Origin of the sequence: Streptomyces sp. NPDC056128, from assembly GCF_042263835.1 — a bacterium.
Classification (GTDB): Bacteria; Actinomycetota; Actinomycetes; order Streptomycetales; family Streptomycetaceae; genus Streptomyces.
In genome coordinates, this window is the sequence record NZ_JBHJVQ010000034.1 from 61,680 (window position 1) to 83,564 (window position 21,885).

Here is a 21,885-nt window from a genome sequence, read left to right on the forward strand (position 1 = left end):
CTGCTCCCGTATCGGCGCCCGTGGGGTCGGTGGGCCTGGTGGCCGGTTCCGTCAGGCATCATCTTCGCGTACCGCGCCTCGGCTCCGGCCGTCGGGGACGCGACGTTCATGGGTAGGTGTGGAAGCCCCTGCCCGACTTGCGGCCGAGCAGACCCGCCTCCACCATCCGGGCCAGCAGCGGCGGTGGGGCGTACAGCGGCTCCCGGAACTCCTCGTACATCGACTCCGCGATGGCCCGGGTGGTGTCAAGACCGATCAGATCGGCCAGCGCGAGCGGCCCGAGGGGGTGGGCGCAGCCCAGTGTCATCCCCCGGTCGATGTCCTCGACCGACGCCGTGCCGGACTCGGCCATCCGCACGGCGGCCAGCAGGTACGGGACGAGGAGGGCGTTCACGATGAACCCCGCCCGGTCCTGCGCCCTGATGACCTGCTTGCCCAGGACTCCGGCGGCGAACGTCTGCGCGCGACCGGCCGTTTCCTCGCTGGTGAGCAGGGACGGCACCAGTTCGACCAACGGCAGCACGGGGACGGGATTGAAGAAGTGGAGGCCGACCACCTGCTCGGGGCGCGAGGTGGCCGCGGCGAGCCGGACGACCGGGATGGAGGAGGTGTTGGTCGCGAGGATCGCGTCGCGGCGTTCCACGGTCGCATCGAGTTGGGTGAAGACCTCCAGTTTGGCCCGTTCGTCCTCGGCGACCGCTTCGACGACGAGATCGCGGTCCCCCATCCGGGTCATGTCCGTGGTCACCGCTATGCGGTTGAACGTCGCCTCGCGTTCGGCGGCGGACAGCTTTCCGGCGACCGCGGCACGCTCCAACGAACCGGCGATCCTCTTGGCGCCGGCGTCCGCGGCCGCCCGGCTCGTCTCGACCACCACGACGTGATGTCCGGCCCGGGCACATACTTCGGCGATACCGGAACCCATCAGGCCGCAGCCGACGATCCCAATCCGTTCCACATCGGTCATCGGTTCTCCACCCACTGGGTACCGGCGGGCAGCGTCTGCCCGGCTCTTCTTGCAGGGGACGTCGGTGGTCCCGTCCGTGGGGATGCCGGCCGGGACCACCGCCTCGCGGTCACACGGAGTACGGCATCTCCAGAACGCCCGGGCCCCGCTTGACGAGTTCGCCCGCGATGATGAGGCGCTGGATCTCGGAGGTGCCTTCCCAGATGCGGTCCACGCGCAGCTCGCGGTAGAGACGCTCTACGGGGTAGGAGCGGTCGTAGCCGCGGCCGCCGAAGATCTGCAGGCACCGGTCGATGACGCGGCCGGACGCCTCACTCGCCGACAGCTTGGCGATGGCCGCCTTGGCGTGCAACGTCTTGCGGTCGGCGCTGCCCTCGGTGACCTCCCACGCGACCTGGTGGGTGTAGGCGCGGTTGACGGCGATGTCGACGGCGCAGTCGGCGAGCATGCCCTGGATGAGCTGGAAATCGGCGATGGGGGAGCCGAACTGGCGGCGCTCGACGGCCCAGTCGCGGGCCAGTTCCAGTGCCCGCTCGGCGGCGCCGATGGTGCGTGCGGCGATCATCAGCCGTTCTTCAGTGAACCAGGAACGCGTGATGTCGTAGCCGCTGCCCACCCCGCCGAGTACGGCGTCCTCGGGGACGTGCACGTCGGTGAAGGTGAACTCGGGGTGCTCGTAGACGAAGGTGTGCATCCAGCGGGGCACGCGGGTCATCTCGATGCCCGGCGTGTCCTTGTCGACGAGGAACAGGGTCGGTGCCCCCTCCTCCCCGGCGGCGGCCAGCACGATCACGAAGTCGGCATGGTCGCCCACGGTGACGAACCACTTCTCGCCGTTCAGCACCCACCCGCCGTCGTCGGCCCGGGTCGCCGTGGTCCTGATGCTCTGCGGGTCGGAGCCGGCCTCCGGCTCGCTCACCGCGTAGCAGTCGCGGCGCTCGCCCCGGATGACGGGGACGAGGTAGCGCTCGCGCTGCTCGGGGGTGCAGAAGCTCAGGGCGTTCGCCGGGCGCCACACCATGTCCCACAGTGCGCCGGTGAGCCGCCCCAACTCCTCCTGGACGGTTGCCTGTTCCAGGATGGTCAGTCCCGCGCCGCCGCACTCCTCGGGCATGTTGACGGCCTGCAGGCCGCTGCCGAGCACCGCGTCGCGGATCTCGGCGTGGGCCTTCGGGGGCAGTCCGTTGTTCTCCTCGCAGTCGAGCTCGTATCCCATGATGAACTCGGTGAGGCCGCGTGCGGCGGTCTTGAGCTCCTGCTGACGGGCGGTGAGCCGGAAGTCCATGTCAGTCCTCAGAGGTTGTGTCGGTGCAGAAGTGACGGGGGTGAGGGCACGGGCCGTCAGTCGAGGACGGGCAGCGCGAGTGCCCGGGTGCCGCGCTTGATGAGCTCGTTGGCGATGATGAGGCGCTGGATCTCGGAGGTGCCCTCCCAGATGCGGTCGACGCGCAGTTCGCGGTACATGCGCTCGACGGGGTACGAGCGGTCGTAGCCGCGCCCGCCGAAGATCTGCACACACCGGTCGATGACCCGGCCGGCGGCCTCGCTCGCCGCGAGCTTCGCCGTCGACGCCTTGGCGTGCAGGGTCTTGCGGTCGGTGTGGGGCTGGTCGGCTTCCCAGGCGACCTGGTGGGTGTAGGCGCGGTTGACGGCGATGTCGACGGCGCAGTCGGCGAGCATGCCCTGGATGAGCTGGAAGTCGGCGATGGGGGAGCCGAACTGGCGGCGCTCGACGGCCCAGTCGCGGGCGAGCCCCAGGGCGCGTTCGGCGGCGCCGATGGTGCGGGCGGCGATCATCAGGCGTTCGTCGGTGAACCACTCCTTCGTCAGCTCGTAGCCACCTCCGACGCCGCCGAGCACGTCCTCGTCGGGGACGAACACCTTGGTGAAGGTGAACTCGGGGTGCCCGTTGACCGCGGAATGCATGAACCGGGGCACGCGCGTCATCTCGACACCGGGCGCCTGCTTGTCCACGAAGAACAGGGTCGCTGCCCGTTCCGGTCCTGCGTCGGCCTGCACCAGCAGGAAGTCGGCGATGTCACCGCAGGTCACGAACCACTTCTCGCCGTTCAGCAGCCAGCCGCCGCCGGTACGGGTGGCGGTGCTCGTGCCCGAGGAAGGGTCGGACCCCGCGCCCGGTTCGGTCACCGCGAACGCGTCGAACCGCTCGCCGCGGATGACGGGCAGCAGATACTTCTCGCGCTGCGCCTCGGTGCCGTACGCCAGGACGTTGGCGGGTCGCCAGGGGATGTCCCAGAGGCAGTTGGTGACCCTGCCGAACTCTTCCTCGACGATGACCTGGTCCAGCAGGGACAGACCGGGCCCGCCCCACTCGGCGGGCATGTTGATCGCGTAGACACCGGCGTCGATCGCGGCGCGGGTCAGTTCGCGGATGGTCTCGGCGGGCAGCGGGCCGCCGGCCTCCTCGGACTGGTCCTCGTACCGCATCAGAAGCCTGGTGTAGGCGGCGGCACGCGACTTGAGGTCGGCCTGCTCGGGGGTGTAGCGGAAGTCCATGGTGTCCTCCGGGGCTTGGGTGGTGCGGACAGCAGGGGGCGGATCAGGCCAGGACGGCCCTGGCGTCGAGGGCCAGGGCGCCGTCCGGGCGCACCAGCAGTGGATTGACCTCGAGCTCGGCGATCTCCGGGTGCGCGGCGGCGACGGTGGTGATGTGCTCGATGACGGCCGCCGCGGCGGCGACGTCGACCGCGGGCCGGCCGCGGACCCCGTCGAGCAGCGCTGCGGTGCGCAGGCTTCGCAGCAGGGTTTCGGCCCGATGGGCCGCGACGGGAGCAAGCGAGAAGGCGACATCGTGCAGCGTCTCGGTGAGGACTCCGCCGAGCCCGACCATGGCGACCGGCCCGAACCGGGGGTCCCGGTTGACGCCCACGATCAGCTCGATCCCGTCCGTGAGGTCCGCCATCGCCTCGACCGAGTAGGAGGGCGCGCCGAGTCTGGCGTGCATGTCCCGGTAGGCGGCGAGGAGCGCGTCACGGCCGGCCAGGCGCAGGGCGACGCCGCCGGCGTCCGACTTGTGCAGGACGTGCAGGGCCTTCAGTACGTACGGACCGTCGAACTCCGCGGCAGCGGACAGGAGTCCGGCCTCGTCAGTGATCTCGCGCGCCGCCGGAAAAGGCACCCCGGCGGCGCTGAGCAGCGCCCGTACCCCGTGGTATCCGGAGTCCCGCAGCGTCGGGGCGGTCGGCGGCAGCGGGGTGACACCCCCCGCGCCACCGGCCTCGGGAACGGTCATCGCGGCCAAGGCGCGGGCGGCGTCCTCGGTGGCGGCGAACACCGGTATCCCGGCGTCGGCCAGCACCCGGCAGCTCGGCGACTGCGGGTACATCGACTGCACGACCAGGGGCTTCGGCGTCGCCCTGTGACGCGAGACGATCTCCCCGGCGGCCTCCAACTCCCCTGCGGCAAGCGCGGAACCGCCGGCCGGGCCGGCGCCGAGACCGGCCTCGGGGGTGGCGTACCCGCCGAAGTAGCCCGTCATCAGGACGGCGTCCACCTCGTCGGTGGCGAGCAGCCCCGCGACGGTGTCGGCGTACGAGCGGGGGTTCTGCTCTCCCATCCCGGCCAGGTCGACGGGGTTGCCGACCGAGGACTGCTCCCACAGCACGGCCCTCAGCCGTGCCTGCGCGGACGCGCCGAGTTCCGGCACCTCAAGCCCGGCGTCTTCGGCCGCGTCGGCGGCGACGGCGCCGTGGCCACCGCCGTCCGTGAAGACGGCCGTGCGCCGTCCGCTCGTACGCGTCCCGGCAGTAAGCGCGGCCAGGACGGTCGTCATCTCCCTCGGGGTGGAGACGAGTTCGACCCCGGCGTCGCGGCACGCCGCGGCGACGACGTCGGCCGATGTGGTGAGGGCTCCGGTGTGCGACTGGGCGCTGCGGGCCGAGGCGGCGCCGCGGCCCGCGGTCAGCAGCACGACCGGCTTGCCCGCCGCTGCCGCTGCCTCGGCGAACGCCCGGCCGTCGCCGAAGTCCTCGGCGTACACGGCGATGGCCGAGGTGGCCTCGTGCCGGGCGCAGGACTCGACGAGGTCCACGAGGGTGACGTCCGCCTGGTTGCCGAGGGAGACGAAGCGGGAGAAGCCCATGGTGTGCGGCGCGCCGCGGAGCTGGAGTTCGAGGGCGAGGTTGCCGCTCTGGCTCAGGAGGGCGACGCCGCCGGACGCGAAGGTGTCCGAGGCCAGATAGAGCTCGGTGGTGTTGTCCGCGATCCCGAAGCAGTTGGGGCCGACCAGGACGGCTCCGGCGGCGCGTACCCGCTCGGTGATCGCCCGCTGCCGGGCCAGTCCCGTGGGACCTGCCTCGGCGAAGCCTGCGGTGATGCCGACGATCGCCCGCGCGCCGCAGGCCAGTGCGTCGTCGACGGCGGCCTCGAAGCCTGCCCCGGGTACGGAGATCACCACCAGGTCGACGGGTTCGCCGATCTCGGCGAGGCCGGTGGAGGCGGTGCGGCCGAGGACGGTGCCGCCGCGGCGGTTCACCAGGTGCACGGGCCGTCGGCCGGGGGCTCGCAGCGCCTGGGAGGCCACCGCGTGCCCGTACTTCGCCGGGTCGTCGCTGGCGCCGACCACAGCGACGGACTTGGGGTCGAAGAGAGCGGTCAGGTCACGTCCCATGTCACTTCTCCAGTTTCAGCGCGGAGTTGGGGCAGCTCTCGGCACAGGCCCGCGCGGCCTCTTCCGCGTCGGGCGGGACGGCGACGGCGATGACGTTCGCGTATCCCCATTCGTCGAGTTCGACGAGGTCGGGGGCGGCTTCCTGGCACAGGCCGTATCCCTGGCAGCGGGTGGAATCCAGAAGGAGTTTCATGGTGTTCCTCATCTCGACGGCAGCGGGGCGGAGCCGGCCCGGCCGTCAGACCGGGACAGGTCCAGGACCTCCGGTACGGCCACGGCGAGGCGCCGGCCGCGCTCGGGCGGGCAGGAGGCACAGGCGGGGCAGAGCGTGCCGAGGTGGGACTCGACGCGTTCGGGGAAGGCGCGCAGGAGGCTGCCTGCGGTACCGGCGGCGGCGTCGAGCAGTCCGCAGGCACCGCGCCCGGGCAGTCCCTCGGACCACCGCAGCAGCTTGCTGACGGTGTCGGGACCGGCTGTTCCCGCGGTCAGTGAGTTCAGGGTGTCGCGGATCGCGGCCGTGCCGGACACGCAGACGCCGCACTGCCGCGCACTCTCGGCCGCGAGATGGCCGACGGCGTCGGCTGCGGTGGTGACGGGGCATTCGTCCGCGCCGAGGAAGCGGATCGCGCCGCAGCCCAGTGCGGTGTTCGCGGCGGCGAGGGTGTCGGGGGCGAGGGGGAGGTCCAGGGTGCGGGCGTCGACGAGTCCGCCGAACAGCCCGCCCATGAGTGCCCCGGTCGCATCGGGGGCGCCGTGCGCAGCGGCCAGTGTGCGCAGTGTGATGCCGTAGGGAACCTCGGCCAGTACCGGTTCCGTGGGTGCGCCGGACAGTGTCACCAGTGTGGAGCGGGCGACCCGTCGGCGCAGTTCCGGCCGTACGGCGATCAGGGCGATACGGGCCAGGGTCTCGACATTGGAGACCAGGGTCGCCTCGCCGCCGACCCCCTGCTCGAACGGGCGGGGCGGCTTGGCGGTGGGCAGTGCCGGTCCGCCGTTGATCCTGCGGACGACGGCCGTCTCCTCACCGGCGACGTAGGTGTGAGCGGTCTCGACGACCTCGATGGGAAACCGCGGTCTCCGTTCGGCGAGGGCCCGGCGGACGCTGTCTCCCGCCGCCGGATCGGACAGGTAGACGTAGCCGCGTGCGGCGCCGGTCATCGCGGCGGCGTGGGCGAGGCCGTCCAGGACGAGATGCGGCCGGGCCCGCAGCAGCCAGCGGTCCTTGGCCGAACCCGGCTCGCCCTCCTCTCCGTTCGCCACCACGACCGGAGCGCCGCCGCCCTCCCGGACGGCCCTCAGCTTCACCGCGGTGGGGAACCCGGCGCCGCCGCGGCCGCGCAGGCCGGCCTCGGTGATGTGGTCGAGCAGCACGTCCGGGCGGGTCACATCCCGGTAGCCACCCGCGGCGAGATAGGTCGCGGCCGTCTCGGTCACGTCTGGAGCGGCGCCGAGCAGAGAGACCGGCAGGTCCGGCATCAGGGATCGGATTCCGGTCATCCTCGGCCTCCTTCGGGTGGGCCCGGTAGGGGTACGGCGGTGCGCAGGGCGCGTACCGCCCTTTCGAGTGCTCCGCGGTCCGCCGCGGTCCGGTCGTATCCGGGTCCGGGAAGGCCGATGAGCATGCGGTGGTGGTCGAGCACCACCTCACCGGCGAGCAGTGCGGCCCGTCGGTCGCCCGGCCGTGAGCCGTCGGCGACGGCGGTCACGAGCTCGGTGACCTCGGTGAGGTAGCGGAGCCAGCTGTGCCGACTCCCGTGCAGGATCAGGCGCTCGACGCGGCGCCGCTCGGCGGCTGCCCGCTCCGGTGCCGTCGCGGCCGCACCGCGCGCACCGGTACGCAGGGCGGCGATGGCGGAGGGTAGTTCCCGTTCCGGTTCGGGGGTGAGCCCGAGCCAGACCAGGCGCCGATGACCGCTCATGCGTGCCTCCGGGGGATGGTGAAGCCGTCACGGCGCGCAAGCGGCGGGGAACCGAGGGTGCGACGAGCGATGCCCTACGGCTCACTGCTGCGGACGCGGGTGTCGTGCGACGGGATTCGGGATGCGAGCCCGGGCGGGGTGCCGGGGCGGGCTGTCTGCGTCCGGCCCGACGAAGGCGACGGAAGCGGGAAACGCAGGTGCAGCGACGTGAATCACGGTAGCTGACCGATCGGTCAGCGTACAAGTCTTGACGTGGTGGAAATCAGCCAGCAACCTGGCTGTCCGATCGGTCAGCATGGTCTCGGCGTCAGCCCCGCCCGGCCTGACCGCCCCTGGGTCGCCTCAACACCGAACGCCGCGTAGGCGGCAAGGAGGAGTCACCCGATGCAGCCTGAAGCCCCTGCTCAAGCACAGGGCCAGCCCGTCCCGGAGAGCTCCGGCCCCGGCCCCGGTCCCGCCCTGCCCGCTCGCTACTACACAGATCCCGACACGGCCGGCGCGGAGATGCGGCACATTCTCGCCAAGTCCTGGCAGCTCGTGTGCCACGAATCCGACCTCCCGGGCGTGGGCGCCCGGCTCGCCGCCACCGTCGCCGACCGGGAAGTACTGGTGGTCAGGACCGAGGACGGCAGCCTGGCCGCTCACCTCAATGTGTGCCGCCACCGCGGAACACGCCTGGTCACCGCCCCCGAACCGGCCGGCAAGGCGATTCGCTGCCCGTACCACGGCTGGACCTACAAGCTCGACGGAAGCCTCGTCGGCGCCCCGGAGGCGCGTCAGATTCCCTGCCTGGACAAGCCCAGGCTCGGCCTGCTCCCGGTCCGCGTCGAATCGTTCCTCGGCTTCGTGTTCGCCAATCTGGACCCGGTAGCCGTACCGCTGGCGAAGCAGTGTGCCGGCCTCGCCGAGGCGGTCGGCCGCTACGCCGGAACCGACCTGGTGCCCGTCGGCCGCAGCCGGATCCACGACCTGGCCGGCGCCGAGGTCCAGGAAGCCAACTGGAAGGTGGCCGTCGACAACTACCTGGAGGGCTACCACGTCCCGGTGGCTCACCCCGGCCTGATGCGGCTGCTCGACTACCAGAGCGCCACCACCGAGATCGAGGAGTCCTATGCCCTGTTCTCCTCGACTCTGCGGGACAAGCCGTCGTCGAACTGGGCCGAACGCCTCTACCAGCGCATCGCCACCCCCATGCCCGGCCTCACCGAGGCCGACCGCAGGGTCTGGCGCTACGCGGTGATCTACCCGAACACACTCCTCGACTTCTACCCCGACCACGTGCTTGCCTGGACCGCGATCCCGACAGCCGTGGACCGCGTGGCCGTACCCGGCGCTTGGTACACCCGACGGGGGACCAGCCTGCGCACCCGCATCGCCCGGCGGCTCAACATCCACATCGGCTGGATCACCAACGACGAGGACGCCGAACTCGTGGCCCGGGTGCAGAAGGGCCTGACCACCCCGGGCTTCGAGCCCGGCCCACTGTCCCGGCGCGAGTCGGCGGTCGGCTGGTTCGCCGGCCGCGTACGTGCCGACCTCGACGCCGCAGAGCAGTGAGCCGCTCCCGGTGAAGACAGCTGCCCGAGCCGGTGTGCCCCGCACCGCCTCGCGGCTTCCTGGTCGTGTACGGAGGCAGGCAATCCGTACACGCGAGACCGCACCCTGAAACAGCGCTCGCCCCGCCGTCCCCCCGCGGCACCTACGGAGAGGACCACCGATGTCCCCCGAGGCACCCCCACTGTCCAGGCGCTCCCTCCTGCGCGCAGGCACCGCCGCTACCCTCGGGCTCGCGGCCGCCGGCTGCGGATTCGCCGCCGAGGACCCGGCCGACAAGGCGGCCACGGAAGCACCCATCGACGTCAAGGTCGACGGCGACCTGGTCTATTTCAACTGGGCCGACTTCGTCGCCCCGGCCGTCTTCGAGGGCTTCGCGAAGGAGTACGGCGTCAAGGTCGTCCAGTCGAACTTCGACTCGATGGAGGGCATGGTCGCCAAGCTCAACGCCGGAAACCGCTACGACATCATCTTTCCCTCCGCGAAATGGACGCAGCGCCTGGTCTCCGGTGGCAAGCTGCGCCGGATCGACCACACCCGGCTGAAACACGCCGACTCCGTTTTCGGCCGCTACGACTACTTCGCCGACCCCTGGTACGACCCCCGCTCGGCGCACACCGTCCCCTTCCTCATGTACAAGACGGGCATCGGCTGGCGCAAGGACCGCCTCGGCGACCTGTCGGGCTCCTGGGACGACCTGTGGAACGCCAAGGCCAAGGGCAAGGTCTTCGTCCTCGACGACCGCGACGAGGTCCTCGGCATGGGTGCGCTGAAGCTGGGTCTCGGCCTCAGCACCACCGATGAGGGCGAGCTCGACCGCATCACCGACACACTGCGCTCGCTGCGCCCCCGGCTGCGCGGGTTCTCCAGCGACAGCTACAACAACCTGCTCAACGGCAACGCCGACATGACCCAGGCATGGAGCGGGGACATGGCCGCCATGCTCGCCCAGGCGAAGGACCCCTCGGTCTTCGGCTTCGAGACCGCGCGCGAAGGCGCCCAGGTCAACTCCGACTGCTACGCCATCCCCGCCAACGCTCAACACCCCGGCACGGCGATGCTTTTCATCGACTACATGCTCCGCCCGGAGAACGTGAAGAAGAACATCGAGTACATCGGCTACCCGATGCCGGTGCACGGCAGCGAGGACACCTACGCCCAGTTGGTGGAGCCGTTCCCGCAGTGTGTGGTCACCGCGGCCGACCTCAAGGACGAGCTCTACTTCCGCAACGGCAGCCCGGAGGGCGAAAAGGCCCGCGACGCCGCCTGGACCCATGTGAAGGCCGGCTGACATGGCACCACGTGATCAATCCAAGACATCCCGTTCCCGCAGCGGCCCCGCCGCCTCCGGTGCACGTCTGTGGACCTGGCTGATGATGCCCGGCACCCTGTGGATGACCGGCTTCCTCATCGCCTCCCTCCTCCTGGTGGCCACCCTCGCGTTCGGCACCACCGACCCGCTCGGAAACCCGCGGTTCGGCCGCAACTTGGACAACTTCGCGGCCCTGGCCGATCCCGCCTACAGCATCGTCCTGCTGCGCTCCCTCGGATACGCCCTCCTCACGTGCGTCATCTGCCTGGTGGTGGCCTACCCGGTCGCGTACGCCATCGCGCTGCGCGGCGGACGCTTCAAGAGCCTGCTGATCGCCGCGATCGTCGTCCCGTTCTTCGCCAACTACCTGGTGCGGATGTACGGCTGGTCGGTCGTCCTCTCCGACGACGGACCACTGCTGAACGCGCTCCGCGCGGTCGGGCTCGCCGACGGTGGCACCAAGATCCTCCAGACCGGAGTCGGTGTCGTGGCCGGACTGGTCTACGGCTTCGTCGTCTTCATGATCATCCCGTTGTACGCGGCGCTGGAGCGCATGGACGTCTCCCTCATCGAAGCGGGGCGGGACCTCTACGGCGGCCCGCTGCGGACCTTCTTCTTCGTCACCGTGCCCGCCACCCGGCAAGGAGCGGCGGCCGGCTGCGTCCTCGTCTTCCTGCCCGCCATGGGCGACTTCGTCAGTGCCCAGCTCATGGGAGGCCCCGACCAGATCATGATCGGCAACCTGATCCAGGACAAGTTCTTCCAGGGACAGAACTGGCCGCTCGGCTCGGCACTCACCATGCTGCTGATGGCTGTCCTGTTCCTCGGAATGCTCGGCTACCTGCGGCGCACCCGCAAGGACGAGGCGGAGGCGGCCCGATGACACTCCGCCCCGCCCTCCGGCCACGTCGCCGCGGAGCCGAAGGCAGACCCCGCTTCGCCATCGCCGTGGCAGCCGCGTTCTTCGCGCTCCTCTACCTCCCCATCGGCATCGTCGTCCTCTTCTCCTTCAACTCCCAGAAGTCGCTCACGGTCTTTGAGGACTTCAGCCTCCGCTGGTACTCGGCGTTCTTCCACGACGACGTACTTCTCGCCGCGCTCGGCATGAGCCTGCGGGTGTCCCTGGTGGCCATGGCAGGCTCCCTGATCCTCGGGGTGACCCTGGCACTGGGCCTGGTCCGTACCCGCAGCCGCCTCGGCTCCTTCGCCGGCCTGGTCATGCTCGTCCCGCTGATCACTCCGGAGATCGTCACCGGCGTCGCGGCGATGCTGCTCTTCAAGGGCATGGGCATCACCCTGTCCACCGGCACCGTCATGCTCGCGGAGATCACCTTCTCGATCTCCTACGTGACGGTCATCCTGCGCTCCCGGATCGCCGCCCTCAACCCGGAGGTCGAGGAGGCCGCGATGGACCTCGGAGCCACCCGATGGCAGGCACTGCGCCTGGTCACGGTGCCCGCCCTGCTCCCCAGCATTCTCGCGTCCGCGGTGCTGATCTTCGCGCTCGTCTTCGACGACTTCGTACTCGCCTACTTCACCACCGGCGTCGACCCGCAGCCGCTCTCCGTACGCATCTACTCGGCGATCCGGTTCGGCGTGCAGCCCACCATCAACGCCGTCGGCACCCTGATGCTCGCCGGATCCATCGGCCTCATCGCCCTCGCTCTCGCCATCCCGCGTCTGTTCGGCCGCCGCGGCGGCCTCGACCTGCTCTCCGGGAAGTGACACCCGTGACCACTACGACCACCACGACCACCGAGGCGCCGACGGACCCCCATCCCGCCGTCCGGCTCGACAGCGTCAGCAAGCAGTACGGCGACTCCTACGCCGTTCGCGACGTCAGCCTGGACATCGCGCCAGGCGAGTTCTTCTCCCTTCTCGGCCCCTCGGGCTGCGGCAAGACCACCTCGCTGCGGATGATCGGCGGCTTCGCCGACCCCACGGCCGGCACCGTGCTGCTCGGCGGCGACGACGTGACCGCGCTCCCGCCCAACAAGCGCAACGTCAACACCGTCTTCCAGAGCTACGCCCTGTTCGACCACCTCTCGCTCGCGGACAACGTGGCGTTCGGCCTCAAGCGCAGGGGAGTTCCCCGGGCCGAGATCCGTGAACGGGTGGCCACGATGCTGGAGCTGGTGCAGCTCGGCGGCTTCGCGGACCGCAAGCCCGGTACCCTCTCCGGCGGCCAGCGCCAACGTGTTGCCCTGGCCCGGGCGCTGGTCAACCGTCCCCAGGTCCTGTTGCTCGACGAGCCGCTGGCCGCCCTCGACCTCAAACTCCGCCGACGGATGCAAGTCGAACTCAAGCAGATCCAGCGCGAGGTCGGCATCACCTTCGTCTTCGTCACCCACGACCAGGACGAGGCGCTGACCATGTCGGACCGGGTGGCGGTGATGAACGGCGGCCGCGTCGAGCAGTGCGGCACCCCCGAGGACGTCTACGAACACCCGGCCAGCAGCTTCGTGGCCTCCTTCATGGGCACCTCCAACTTCGTCACCGGCACCTACCGTGGCGGCGAGGTCCACATCGAGCAGGGCCCCGCCCTCCCCGTCGGCCCGCGCCAAGGCGTCCCGGACGGCACCGAGGTCAGCCTCTCGATCCGCCCCGAGAAGATCTGGCTCTCCGACTTCGAGCCGGGGATGGCCAGGGTGAGCGGCGTGCTCCGGGAGACCGTCTACTCCGGCCCCACCACCACCTATCTCATCGAACTCGTCCCCGGCGTCACCGTTTCCGTACTGGAGCAGAACACCGACCGCTCCCGCATGGAGGACCGCTGGAGCGGCGGCGAGAGCGTCGAGATCGGCTGGAAGCCGGAACACTGCCTGGTCCTCGACTGATCCCGCCTGCCAGCCGCTGACCGACACCGACCGAAGGAACACCCATGACCCACGATGTCATCGTGCTCGGCGCCGGCCTCGCCGGCCTCGCCGCCGCACGTGACCTGTCCGTAGGCGGAGCCGACGTCCTCGTCCTCGAAGCCCGGGACCGGGTCGGCGGGCGCGTCGAACAGACCGAGTTCCCCGACGGCCGGCTCGTCCAACTCGGCGGAGAAGTCGTCGGCCGCGCCCACACCGCCTACCTCGCCCTGGCCGCGGAACTCGGACTCACCCTGATTCCCAGCTATGTCGCCGAGCCCGGGACCATCGCCCGAGCCACCCCCGAGGGCGTCTCGGCCGGTGACCCCCCACACTGGTTCGGTCCCGGCGACGACGACAGCCACCGGAAGGCCACCGCCGCCTTCGTCGCGCTCTCCGCGACCGTCGACCCGGACGACCCGTGGTCCCATCCCGACGCCACGGCCCTCGACCGGCTCTCGGTAGGCGACTGGCTGCGCGCCGAAGGCGCGACCCCGTCCGCCGTCCGCCTGTGGGAGATCGGCCAACTCGCCCTGGCGAGCGGCTCCTACGAACGGACCTCGCTGCTCGCCGCCCTGCGCAAGCACGCCGCCGTCCCCGGCGACGAGAACTCCGGCCACTACGACTACCTGGACTGGGAGGGCCTGCGCGTCGCCGAGGGGTCGGCAACCGTGGCCCTGCGCATGGCGGCCGGACTCGGGGACCGGATACGGCTCGGGGCCCCGGTCGAGGCGATCTCCGTACGGCCCGGCGGCTGCACGGTCCGCCTGGCCGGAGGCGAAACCCTCTCCGCCGGAGCGATCGTCTGCGCCCTGCCCGTCGGACCGCTCCGCTCGGTCACCGTGACGGGCGTCTCCGACGAGCGGCTCGCTTCCCTTCACAGGCAGCGCCAGGCGGTCGCCGCCAAGTTCGCCGCAGTCTACGAAAAGCCGTTCTGGCGCGGCCTCGGCCGGAGCGGCCTCTCCGAGTGCGAAGGGGTCCTCGGCAGCACCTGGCCGCAGAACGAGGGAGTTCTCTCCGCCCTCGTCCCGCCCGAACGCTACGGTGTCCTGCTCGGAATGCCCGACCGGCTGCGCGACAGGGAGCTCCTTCGCGACATAGCCCGTCTCTACGGCGAGGAGGCACACCAGCCGCTCGCCACCTACGTGCGCATGTGGGGTACCGACCCATGGACGCAGGGGTACGTCACCCAGTGGACCCCCGGAGACGTCATGGCCGTCGGCCCCCTGCACGCGACCCACGAACCACCCTTCTACGTCGGCGGATCCGACCAGTGGGTCGCCGGCTACATGGAAGGCGCCGTCCGCACCGGCCGCGCCGCCGCGAAGGAGGCACTGCGCCGTGGCTGAGTCCCGTACGGATCAGGCGATCCTCAACCACATCGGGGGAACCGACCTGCAGGCGGCCTCGGGCGAGACGATGGACCTCGTCGACCCCGCCACCGGCCAGGTGCACCGCAGCGCCCCGCGCTCCGCCCGCACCGACACGGACGCCGCCTGCAGAGCGGCGGCTGCGGCGTTCGAACGGTGGTCCGCCACCACCCCGGCCGAGAGGCAGCGCGCGCTGCTGCGCATCGCGGACGCCATGGAGGCCCGGGCGGACGACCTGGTGACGGCCGAGGCCGGTGACACCGGCAAACCTCCGGAGCTGTTCGAGACGGAAGAACTGCCCGCGGTCATCGACACCTTGCGCTACTTCGCCGGGGTCGCGCGGAACCTGCCGGGGGCCGCCGCGGCGGAGTACACCGAAGGCCGCACCTCTGTGCTGCGCCGTGAACCCGTCGGTGTCTGCGCCCAGATCACGCCCTGGAACTACCCGCTGATGATGGCGGCATGGAAGATCGCCCCGGCGATCGCGGCAGGCAACACGACCGTACTCAAACCGGCCGACACCACGCCCTCCTCGTCCGCGCTGCTGGCCCGGATCGCGGCCGAACACCTGCCCCCTGGCGTGCTCAACGTCGTGTGCGGCGACCGTGACACCGGACGGCTGCTCACCGCCCACAGGGACGTACGTCTGATCGCGGTCACCGGCAGCGTCCGTGCGGGCCAGGAGATCGCGGCCGCCGCGGCCATCGACCTCAAGCGGGTCCATCTGGAACTCGGTGGCAACGCCCCGGTCGTCGTCCACGACGACGTGGACATCGAGGCCACCGCCGCGGAACTGGCAGCGGTCGCGTACTACAACGCCGGCCAGGACTGCACCGCTCCCACCCGGCTCCTGGTCCACCACCGTATTCACGACGCGTTTCTCGCAGCCTTCGCCGCCCAGGCGGAGATTTTGCGTACCGGTCCGCCGGACGAGCCGGGCGCCGACTACGGTCCGCTCAACAACGCGACCCAGCTCGCCTCGGTTCAGGCTCTGCTGAGCCGCCTGCCGGAACACGCCGAGATCGTCACGGGGGGTTCGCGCGTGAGCCGGCCCGGCTACTTCCACGCGGCCACCGTCGTCGCCGGTGTGCGTCAGCATGACGAGATCGTGCAGGAGGAGATCTTCGGTCCCGTCGTCACCGTGCAGCGGTTCGGGGACGAGGCCGAGGCGCTGCGATGGGCCCACGACGTCCGGTTCGGTCTCGCCGCCAGTGTGTGGACCACGGATCACGACCGTGCGATGCGGGCGACCCGGGCGCTGCACACCGGGATCGTGTGGGTGAACACCCACGGCACCACCGTATCCGAGATGCCACACGGCGGAGTCAAACAATCCGGCTACGGCAGCGACCTGTCCATGACTGGCCTGCTGGACTACACCCAGGCCAAGCACGTCATGATCTGACGACCGCGCGCATGCCCGCACCGCCGCTGCGGGCGGCGGTCAGCCGTCCAGTACCGGGCCCGCGGTGTCGAGTGCGGCTCCCGCGTGATTGGCGAGTGTCACCGCCACGTGAGCAGGAGCAGGCCGACTCGCGGTCCAACACGGCCCTGAACCCGCTGAACGCCCTTCCCCGCCCGTGGAGGGTGGCACGTAGCCCGCCGCGGGCCCAAAGTCCCAGAGAAGTCCCAGAGATGCCGTCGCACCCCACCCTGACCCGCTACGTAGCAGGTCAGACGGGGTGCGGCATTCGTACATCAGATGTCCCGGAAGATATCGATCTGCGCCCCCACCGAGTTCAGCCGCTCGGCCAGGTCCTCGTAACCGCGGTTGATGACGTACACGTTGCGCAGCACCGACGTGCCCTCAGCGGCCATCATCGCCAGCAGGACGACCACGGCGGGGCGCAGGGCGGGCGGGCACATCATCTCGGCGGCGCGCCAGCGGGTGGGGCCCTCGACCAGGACGCGGTGGGGGTCCAGGAGCTGGAGGCGGCCGCCGAGGCGGTTGAGGTCGGTCAGGTAGATGGCGCGGTTGTCGTAGACCCAGTCGTGGATGAGGGTCTGGCCCTGCGCGGAGGCGGCGATGGCCGCGAAGAACGGGACGTTGTCGATGTTCAGGCCCGGGAAGGGCATGGGGTGGATCTTGTCGATCGGCGCCTCCAGTTTGGAGGGGCGGACGGTGAGGTCCACCAGGCGCGTGCGGCCGTTGTCCGCGAAGTACTCCGGGGTGCGGTCGTGGTCGAGGCCCATCTCCTCCAGGACCGCCAGCTCGATCTCCAGGAACTCGATGGGGACGCGACGGACCGTCAGCTCGGACTCCGTGACCACGGCGGCGGCCAGCAGGCTCATCGCCTCGACCGGGTCCTCGGAGGGGGAGTAGTCCACGTCGGCGTCGATGACCGGCATGCCGTGCACGGTGAGGGTGGTGGTGCCGATGCCCTCGACGCGGACGCCCAGGGCCTCCAGGAAGAAGCAGAGGTCCTGGACCATGTAGTTCGAGGAGGCGTTGCGGATGACCGTGACGCCGTCGTGGCGGGCGGCCGCGAGCAGCGCGTTCTCCGTGACCGTGTCGCCCCGCTCGGTCAGCACGATCGGGCGGTCCGGGCGCACCTGACGGTCGACCACCGCGTGGTAGTGGCCCTCGGTCGCCGCGACGTCCAGGCCGAACCGGCGCAGCGCGATCATGTGCGGCTCGATGGTCCGGGTGCCGAGGTCGCAGCCGCCGGCGTAGGGCAGCCGGAAGCGGTCCATGCGGTGCAGCAGCGGGCCGAGGAACATGATGATCGAGCGGGTGCGCACCGCCGCCTCGGCGTCGATGGCCTCCATGTCCAGCTCGGCCGGCGGCACGATCTCCAGGTCGGTGCCGTCGTTGATCCAGCGGGTGCGCACGCCGATGGAGTTGAGCACCTCCAGGAGGCGGTAGACCTCCTCGATGCGGGCCACCCGACGCAGCACCGTGCGCCCCTTGTTGAGCAGCGAGGCGCACAGCAGGGCCACGCACGCGTTCTTGCTCGTCTTGACGTCGATGGCGCCCGAGAGGCGTCGGCCGCCGACCACGCGCAGGTGCATCGGACCCGCGTAGCCCAGGGAGACGATCTCGCTGTCCAGCGCCTCGCCGATACGGGCGATCATCTCAAGGCTGATGTTCTGGTTGCCGCGCTCGATGCGGTTGACGGCGCTCTGACTGGTGTTGAGCGCCTCCGCAAGCTGTGACTGGGTCCAGCCGCGGTGCTGCCGGGCGTCACGGATGAGCTTGCCGATGCGTACGAGGTAGTCGTCTGCCATGAGGTTGAGGCTATCTCAGATATGAGATGGCGCCTCTCGGGGGGTCCGTTCGGGTGACGCGACGTCAAGCGCGCCTCAGCGGCGCTTGCTCGTGGTGGTGCGGCGCCATCCGAAAGGTCCGGGCAAATCCATCGATGTCGTACGACGTCCCGTGCTGCTGCGGGTGTGGCGCGGGCCGTTCTTGCCGCCGGTGGTGATGGACCACGAGCGCTTGTTGATGTTCAGGCGCACTCCGGGAAGGATTCGGAAACTCTTGCGGAATGTGAGGGGCATCGTGCCTCCGTCCGAGTAGTGCCGGGTGGTCCGGCAGGCATCGGATACCCCCGTTCGGCGTAGTGATGGCCGCACGGGTCACCCGGGTGGGAGGACGGTGGGGCGCACGCCACACAGTGCCCGGGCATGACCAGACCGCCCCCATGTACTAGAGTTATCTCGACATCGAGATATCTGCTGAGGCGCACCGCAGCCGCAGCCGCCGTCGGGTCTAGCGGTAAGGTTTACCTAACTTAGCCATACCTTAGCGGAAAGGCCAGGGCGGCGTGGCGGCAGGATGCGGTGGTACGCGCACATGAATGAAGGAGACTGTCGTGTCGGCGAACAGCTTCGACGCCCGCAGCACGCTGCAGGTGGGCGACGAGTCGTACGAGATCTTCCGGCTGGACAAGGTCGAGGGCTCCGCGCGCCTTCCCTACAGCCTGAAGGTGCTGCTGGAGAACCTCCTCCGCACCGAGGACGGCGCGAACATCACCGCCGACCACATCCGCGCCCTCGGCGGCTGGGACTCGCAGGCCCAGCCGTCGCAGGAGATCCAGTTCACGCCGGCCCGCGTGATCATGCAGGACTTCACCGGCGTGCCCTGTGTCGTGGACCTCGCCACCATGCGCGAGGCCGTCAAGGAGCTGGGCGGTGACGCGGCGAAGATCAACCCGCTGGCCCCGGCCGAGCTGGTCATCGACCACTCCGTGATCGCCGACAAGTTCGGCACCAACGACGCCTTCAAGCAGAACGTCGACCTGGAGTACGGCCGCAACAAGGAGCGCTACCAGTTCCTGCGCTGGGGCCAGACCGCCTTCGACGAGTTCAAGGTCGTCCCGCCCGGCACCGGCATCGTCCACCAGGTGAACATCGAGCACCTGGCCCGCGTCGTCATGACCCGCGACGGCAAGGCCTACCCCGACACCCTGGTCGGCACCGACTCGCACACCACCATGGTCAACGGCCTCGGCGTCCTCGGCTGGGGCGTCGGCGGCATCGAGGCCGAGGCCGCGATGCTCGGCCAGCCGGTCTCCATGCTGATCCCGCGCGTCGTCGGCTTCAAGCTGACCGGCGAGCTGACGCCCGGCACCACCGCCACCGACCTGGTGCTCACCATCACCGAGATGCTGCGCAAGCACGGCGTCGTCGGCAAGTTCGTCGAGTTCTACGGCGAGGGTGTCGCCGCCACGTCGCTGGCCAACCGCGCCACCATCGGCAACATGTCGCCGGAGTTCGGCTCCACCGCCGCGATCTTCCCGATCGACGACGAGACGCTGAACTACCTGCGCCTGACCGGCCGCAGCGACCAGCAGGTCGCCCTGGTCGAGGCGTACGCCAAGCAGCAGGGCCTCTGGCTGGACCCGAAGGCCGAGCCCGACTTCTCCGAGAAGCTGGAGCTCGACCTGGCGACGGTCGTGCCCTCCATCGCCGGCCCGAAGCGCCCGCAGGACCGCATCGTCCTCGCGAACGCCGCCGAGCAGTTCAAGCAGGACGTCCGCAACTACGTGGACAGCGTGGACGAGGCGGGCCAGGAGTCCTTCCCTGCCTCCGACGCCCCGGCCGTCGCCAACGGCGTGCCGTCCAACCCGGTCCCGGTCACCGCCCCCGACGGCACGACCTACGAGCTGGACCACGGTGCCGTGACGGTGGCCGCCATCACCTCCTGCACCAACACCTCCAACCCGTACGTCATGGTCGCCGCCGCCCTGGTGGCCAAGAAGGCGGTCGAGAAGGGCCTGACCCGCAAGCCGTGGGTCAAGACCACCCTCGCCCCGGGCTCCAAGGTCGTCACCGACTACTTCGAGAAGTCGGGCCTCACCCCGTACCTCGACAAGGTCGGCTTCAACCTCGTCGGCTACGGCTGCACCACCTGCATCGGCAACTCCGGCCCGCTGCCGGACGAGGTCTCCAAGGCCGTCAACGACCACGACCTCGCCGTCACCTCGGTGCTCTCCGGCAACCGCAACTTCGAGGGCCGGATCAACCCCGACGTCAAGATGAACTACCTGGCGTCCCCGCCGCTGGTCGTCGCCTACGCCCTCGCCGGCTCCATGAAGGTCGACATCACCAGGGACGCCCTGGGCGCCGACCAGGACGGCAACCCGGTCTTCCTGAAGGACATCTGGCCCTCCGAGGCCGAGGTCAACGACGTCGTCGCCCACTCCATCGGCGAGGACATGTTCTCCAAGTCCTACAGCGACGTCTTCGCGGGCGACGCCCAGTGGCAGGCGCTGCCGATCCCGACCGGCGACACCTTCGAGTGGGACACCGAGTCCACCTACGTCCGCAAGCCCCCGTACTTCGAGGGCATGGGCATGGAGCCGGCCCCGGTCGAGGACATCTCCGGCGCCCGCGTGCTGGCCAAGCTGGGCGACTCGGTGACGACGGACCACATCTCGCCCGCCGGTGCCATCAAGGCCGACACCCCGGCCGGCAAGTACCTGACGGAGCACGGCGTCGAGCGCCGCGACTTCAACAGCTACGGCTCGCGCCGCGGCAACCACGAGATCATGATCCGTGGCACCTTCGCCAACATCCGCCTGCGCAACCAGATCGCGCCGGGCACCGAGGGCGGCTACACCCGCGACTTCACGCAGGCCGACGGTCCGGTGTCGTTCATCTACGACGCCTCCCGCAACTACATCGAGCAGAACATCCCGCTCGTCGTCCTGGCCGGCAAGGAGTACGGCTCCGGCTCGTCCCGCGACTGGGCCGCCAAGGGCACCGCGCTCCTCGGCGTCAAGGCCGTCGTCGCCGAGTCGTACGAGCGCATCCACCGCTCGAACCTCATCGGCATGGGCGTCCTGCCGCTCCAGTTCCCGGAGGGCAACACCGCCGAGTCCCTCGGCCTGACCGGCGAGGAGTCCTTCTCCGTCTCCGGCGTCACCGAGCTGAACGACGGCACGACCCCGCGCACGGTGAAGGTCACCACCGACACCGGCGTCGAGTTCGACGCGGTCGTCCGCATCGACACCCCGGGTGAGGCGGACTACTACCGCAACGGCGGCATCCTGCAGTACGTGCTGCGCAGCCTGATCCGCAAGTGACGTGCCCCTGGGCGTGAGAGCGCCCAGGGTTCTGGCCGCCGCTCCTTCACCGGGCGGCGGCCAAGTGCGTCGGTCTCCCGTCGCCCGCTGACGTCCGCGGCGTCAGGCGACCGCCCCGCCGGTGCCCCGCGCCGCAGCGATGTAGTCGGTGCGGCCGGAACCGTCGTAGACCGTGATGTCCACGTACGCGCCGTCCGGGATGCTGAAGTTCTTCACGGTCTTGTCCACGGTGGCCGAGGTGCCGGGCGCCGAGAAGGTGCCCAGGTCGTGGTACGAACCGCCGGACGAGTAGCCGACGGCCACGTAGAAGCCGTCGCCGTCGTTCTTGGTGTCGTACACCCAGAGCTTCTCGTCGCTCGGGTGGAACTCGACCTTGCCGATGAACCAGCCCGCGTCGTCCAGCTCCATCTTGACGGCGGTGCCGCCCGCGTCGTGCGCGAAGTAGGTGCCGTCGAACGGGTCGCTCAGGCTGCCGCCGCTGCACGGGCAGCCGTCGGTGTCGCGGTAGTACGTGGAGACGCTGGGGTCCGGGCTGTAGGCCTGGGCCGGCCCGGCGGTCGCGAACAGGGTGCCCGCTGCCAGCAGCGCCCCCGTGACCAGTCCCGCGAAGCGTTTTCCGATGTTCGTCCGCACGTGTTTCCCCCTTTGGTGTGGCGCCGTCCGGCGTCAGCCGGTGGCGCGCGCCCATTGTGGTGCATTCGCCACGCGCGGGGAATGGCGCCTCACAAGAGGGTGGCGGGTTCGGGCC

Annotated in this window: 18 protein-coding genes; 8 read left to right on the forward strand and 10 right to left on the reverse strand. The window is 70.3% G+C overall.

What is annotated here, in order from left to right; genetic code table 11:
• Window positions 1-106: 106 nt before the first annotated feature.
• The 7 genes from ACFC1X_RS35640 to ACFC1X_RS35670 form a co-directional block, all read right to left on the reverse strand.
• The gene (locus ACFC1X_RS35640) at window positions 107-967 is read right to left on the reverse strand and encodes a 3-hydroxybutyryl-CoA dehydrogenase (protein ID WP_376362266.1); all 861 of its coding nucleotides are present in this window, start codon (window positions 965-967) and stop codon (window positions 107-109) included.
• A gap of 109 nt (window positions 968-1,076) precedes the next feature.
• Window positions 1,077-2,252 carry an acyl-CoA dehydrogenase family protein gene (locus tag ACFC1X_RS35645; protein WP_376362268.1) on the reverse strand — a complete coding sequence of 392 codons (1,176 nt, stop codon included), beginning with the start codon at window positions 2,250-2,252 and terminating at the stop codon, window positions 1,077-1,079.
• Between the two features lie 56 nt (window positions 2,253-2,308).
• Window positions 2,309-3,484, reverse strand: coding sequence for an acyl-CoA dehydrogenase family protein (locus tag ACFC1X_RS35650; RefSeq protein WP_376362271.1), 1,176 nt, complete (start codon window positions 3,482-3,484; stop codon window positions 2,309-2,311).
• Between the two features lie 43 nt (window positions 3,485-3,527).
• Window positions 3,528-5,597, reverse strand: coding sequence for an acetate--CoA ligase family protein (locus tag ACFC1X_RS35655; protein WP_376362274.1), 2,070 nt, complete (start codon window positions 5,595-5,597; stop codon window positions 3,528-3,530).
• Window position 5,598: 1 nt separating this feature from the next.
• A complete protein-coding gene (locus ACFC1X_RS35660) occupies window positions 5,599-5,790 on the reverse strand; it encodes a ferredoxin (RefSeq protein WP_376362276.1) in 192 nt (63 codons plus the stop codon).
• Between the two features lie 8 nt (window positions 5,791-5,798).
• Window positions 5,799-7,094, reverse strand: coding sequence for an NADH-ubiquinone oxidoreductase-F iron-sulfur binding region domain-containing protein (locus tag ACFC1X_RS35665; RefSeq protein WP_376362278.1), 1,296 nt, complete (start codon window positions 7,092-7,094; stop codon window positions 5,799-5,801).
• Window positions 7,091-7,516: a hypothetical protein gene (locus ACFC1X_RS35670; RefSeq protein WP_376362280.1), complete on the reverse strand. Its 426-nt coding sequence runs from the start codon at window positions 7,514-7,516 to the stop codon at window positions 7,091-7,093. The genes ACFC1X_RS35665 and ACFC1X_RS35670 overlap by 4 nt, the downstream gene beginning before the upstream one ends.
• Before the next feature lie 384 nt (window positions 7,517-7,900).
• Here ACFC1X_RS35670 and ACFC1X_RS35675 point away from each other — a divergent pair, with 384 nt between their 5' ends.
• From ACFC1X_RS35675 to ACFC1X_RS35705, 7 genes are all read left to right on the forward strand, one after another.
• Complete coding sequence (locus ACFC1X_RS35675; protein WP_376362283.1) at window positions 7,901-9,073, forward strand: aromatic ring-hydroxylating dioxygenase subunit alpha; 1,173 nt, start codon at window positions 7,901-7,903, stop codon at window positions 9,071-9,073.
• 160 nt (window positions 9,074-9,233) lie between these two features.
• Window positions 9,234-10,361 (forward strand): spermidine/putrescine ABC transporter substrate-binding protein, encoded by a 1,128-nt coding sequence (locus tag ACFC1X_RS35680; RefSeq protein WP_376362286.1) that lies wholly within the window; start codon window positions 9,234-9,236, stop codon window positions 10,359-10,361.
• Between the two features lie 82 nt (window positions 10,362-10,443).
• Window positions 10,444-11,265, forward strand: a complete 822-nt coding sequence (locus ACFC1X_RS35685; RefSeq protein WP_376362289.1) for an ABC transporter permease — start codon at window positions 10,444-10,446, stop codon at window positions 11,263-11,265.
• Window positions 11,266-11,330: 65 nt separating this feature from the next.
• Window positions 11,331-12,107: an ABC transporter permease gene (locus tag ACFC1X_RS35690; protein ID WP_376362292.1), complete on the forward strand. Its 777-nt coding sequence runs from the start codon at window positions 11,331-11,333 to the stop codon at window positions 12,105-12,107.
• Between the two features lie 5 nt (window positions 12,108-12,112).
• Window positions 12,113-13,219, forward strand: coding sequence for an ABC transporter ATP-binding protein (locus ACFC1X_RS35695; protein WP_376362295.1), 1,107 nt, complete (start codon window positions 12,113-12,115; stop codon window positions 13,217-13,219).
• A 44-nt stretch (window positions 13,220-13,263) separates the two neighbouring features.
• A complete protein-coding gene (locus ACFC1X_RS35700; RefSeq protein WP_376362297.1) occupies window positions 13,264-14,586 on the forward strand; it encodes a flavin monoamine oxidase family protein in 1,323 nt (440 codons plus the stop codon).
• A complete protein-coding gene (locus ACFC1X_RS35705; RefSeq protein WP_376362300.1) occupies window positions 14,579-16,012 on the forward strand; it encodes an aminobutyraldehyde dehydrogenase in 1,434 nt (477 codons plus the stop codon). Before ACFC1X_RS35700 ends, ACFC1X_RS35705 begins: the two co-directional genes overlap by 8 nt.
• Before the next feature lie 293 nt (window positions 16,013-16,305).
• Here ACFC1X_RS35705 and ACFC1X_RS35710 read toward each other — a convergent pair whose 3' ends face one another.
• Together ACFC1X_RS35710 and ACFC1X_RS35715 are read right to left on the reverse strand one after the other, a co-directional pair.
• Complete coding sequence (locus ACFC1X_RS35710) at window positions 16,306-17,835, reverse strand: helix-turn-helix domain-containing protein (RefSeq protein WP_376362303.1); 1,530 nt, start codon at window positions 17,833-17,835, stop codon at window positions 16,306-16,308.
• 75 nt (window positions 17,836-17,910) lie between these two features.
• Entirely contained in the window at window positions 17,911-18,108 is a 198-nt protein-coding gene (locus ACFC1X_RS35715) for a DUF4236 domain-containing protein (protein WP_079030465.1), read from the reverse strand.
• Window positions 18,109-18,422: 314 nt separating this feature from the next.
• Here ACFC1X_RS35715 and acnA point away from each other — a divergent pair, with 314 nt between their 5' ends.
• Window positions 18,423-21,137, forward strand: coding sequence for an aconitate hydratase AcnA (acnA, locus tag ACFC1X_RS35720; RefSeq protein ID WP_376362307.1), 2,715 nt, complete (start codon window positions 18,423-18,425; stop codon window positions 21,135-21,137).
• A gap of 102 nt (window positions 21,138-21,239) precedes the next feature.
• Here the strand turns inward: acnA and ACFC1X_RS35725 are convergent, their stop codons facing one another.
• Window positions 21,240-21,770: a hypothetical protein gene (locus ACFC1X_RS35725; protein ID WP_376362309.1), complete on the reverse strand. Its 531-nt coding sequence runs from the start codon at window positions 21,768-21,770 to the stop codon at window positions 21,240-21,242.
• Window positions 21,771-21,885: the final 115 nt, after the last annotated feature.

Coding starts and splice junctions, on each gene's coding strand:
- ACFC1X_RS35640 (WP_376362266.1), bottom strand. CDS start 967: ATGACCGATGTGGAACGGATTGGGATCGTCGGCTGCGGCCTGATGGGT.
- ACFC1X_RS35645 (WP_376362268.1), bottom strand. CDS start 2,252: ATGGACTTCCGGCTCACCGCCCGTCAGCAGGAGCTCAAGACCGCCGCA.
- ACFC1X_RS35650 (WP_376362271.1), bottom strand. CDS start 3,484: ATGGACTTCCGCTACACCCCCGAGCAGGCCGACCTCAAGTCGCGTGCC.
- ACFC1X_RS35655 (WP_376362274.1), bottom strand. CDS start 5,597: ATGGGACGTGACCTGACCGCTCTCTTCGACCCCAAGTCCGTCGCTGTG.
- ACFC1X_RS35660 (WP_376362276.1), bottom strand. CDS start 5,790: ATGAAACTCCTTCTGGATTCCACCCGCTGCCAGGGATACGGCCTGTGC.
- ACFC1X_RS35665 (WP_376362278.1), bottom strand. CDS start 7,094: ATGACCGGAATCCGATCCCTGATGCCGGACCTGCCGGTCTCTCTGCTC.
- ACFC1X_RS35670 (WP_376362280.1), bottom strand. CDS start 7,516: ATGAGCGGTCATCGGCGCCTGGTCTGGCTCGGGCTCACCCCCGAACCG.
- ACFC1X_RS35675 (WP_376362283.1), top strand. CDS start 7,901: ATGCAGCCTGAAGCCCCTGCTCAAGCACAGGGCCAGCCCGTCCCGGAG.
- ACFC1X_RS35680 (WP_376362286.1), top strand. CDS start 9,234: ATGTCCCCCGAGGCACCCCCACTGTCCAGGCGCTCCCTCCTGCGCGCA.
- ACFC1X_RS35685 (WP_376362289.1), top strand. CDS start 10,444: ATGATGCCCGGCACCCTGTGGATGACCGGCTTCCTCATCGCCTCCCTC.
- ACFC1X_RS35700 (WP_376362297.1), top strand. CDS start 13,264: ATGACCCACGATGTCATCGTGCTCGGCGCCGGCCTCGCCGGCCTCGCC.
- ACFC1X_RS35710 (WP_376362303.1), bottom strand. CDS start 17,835: ATGGCAGACGACTACCTCGTACGCATCGGCAAGCTCATCCGTGACGCC.
- ACFC1X_RS35715 (WP_079030465.1), bottom strand. CDS start 18,108: ATGCCCCTCACATTCCGCAAGAGTTTCCGAATCCTTCCCGGAGTGCGC.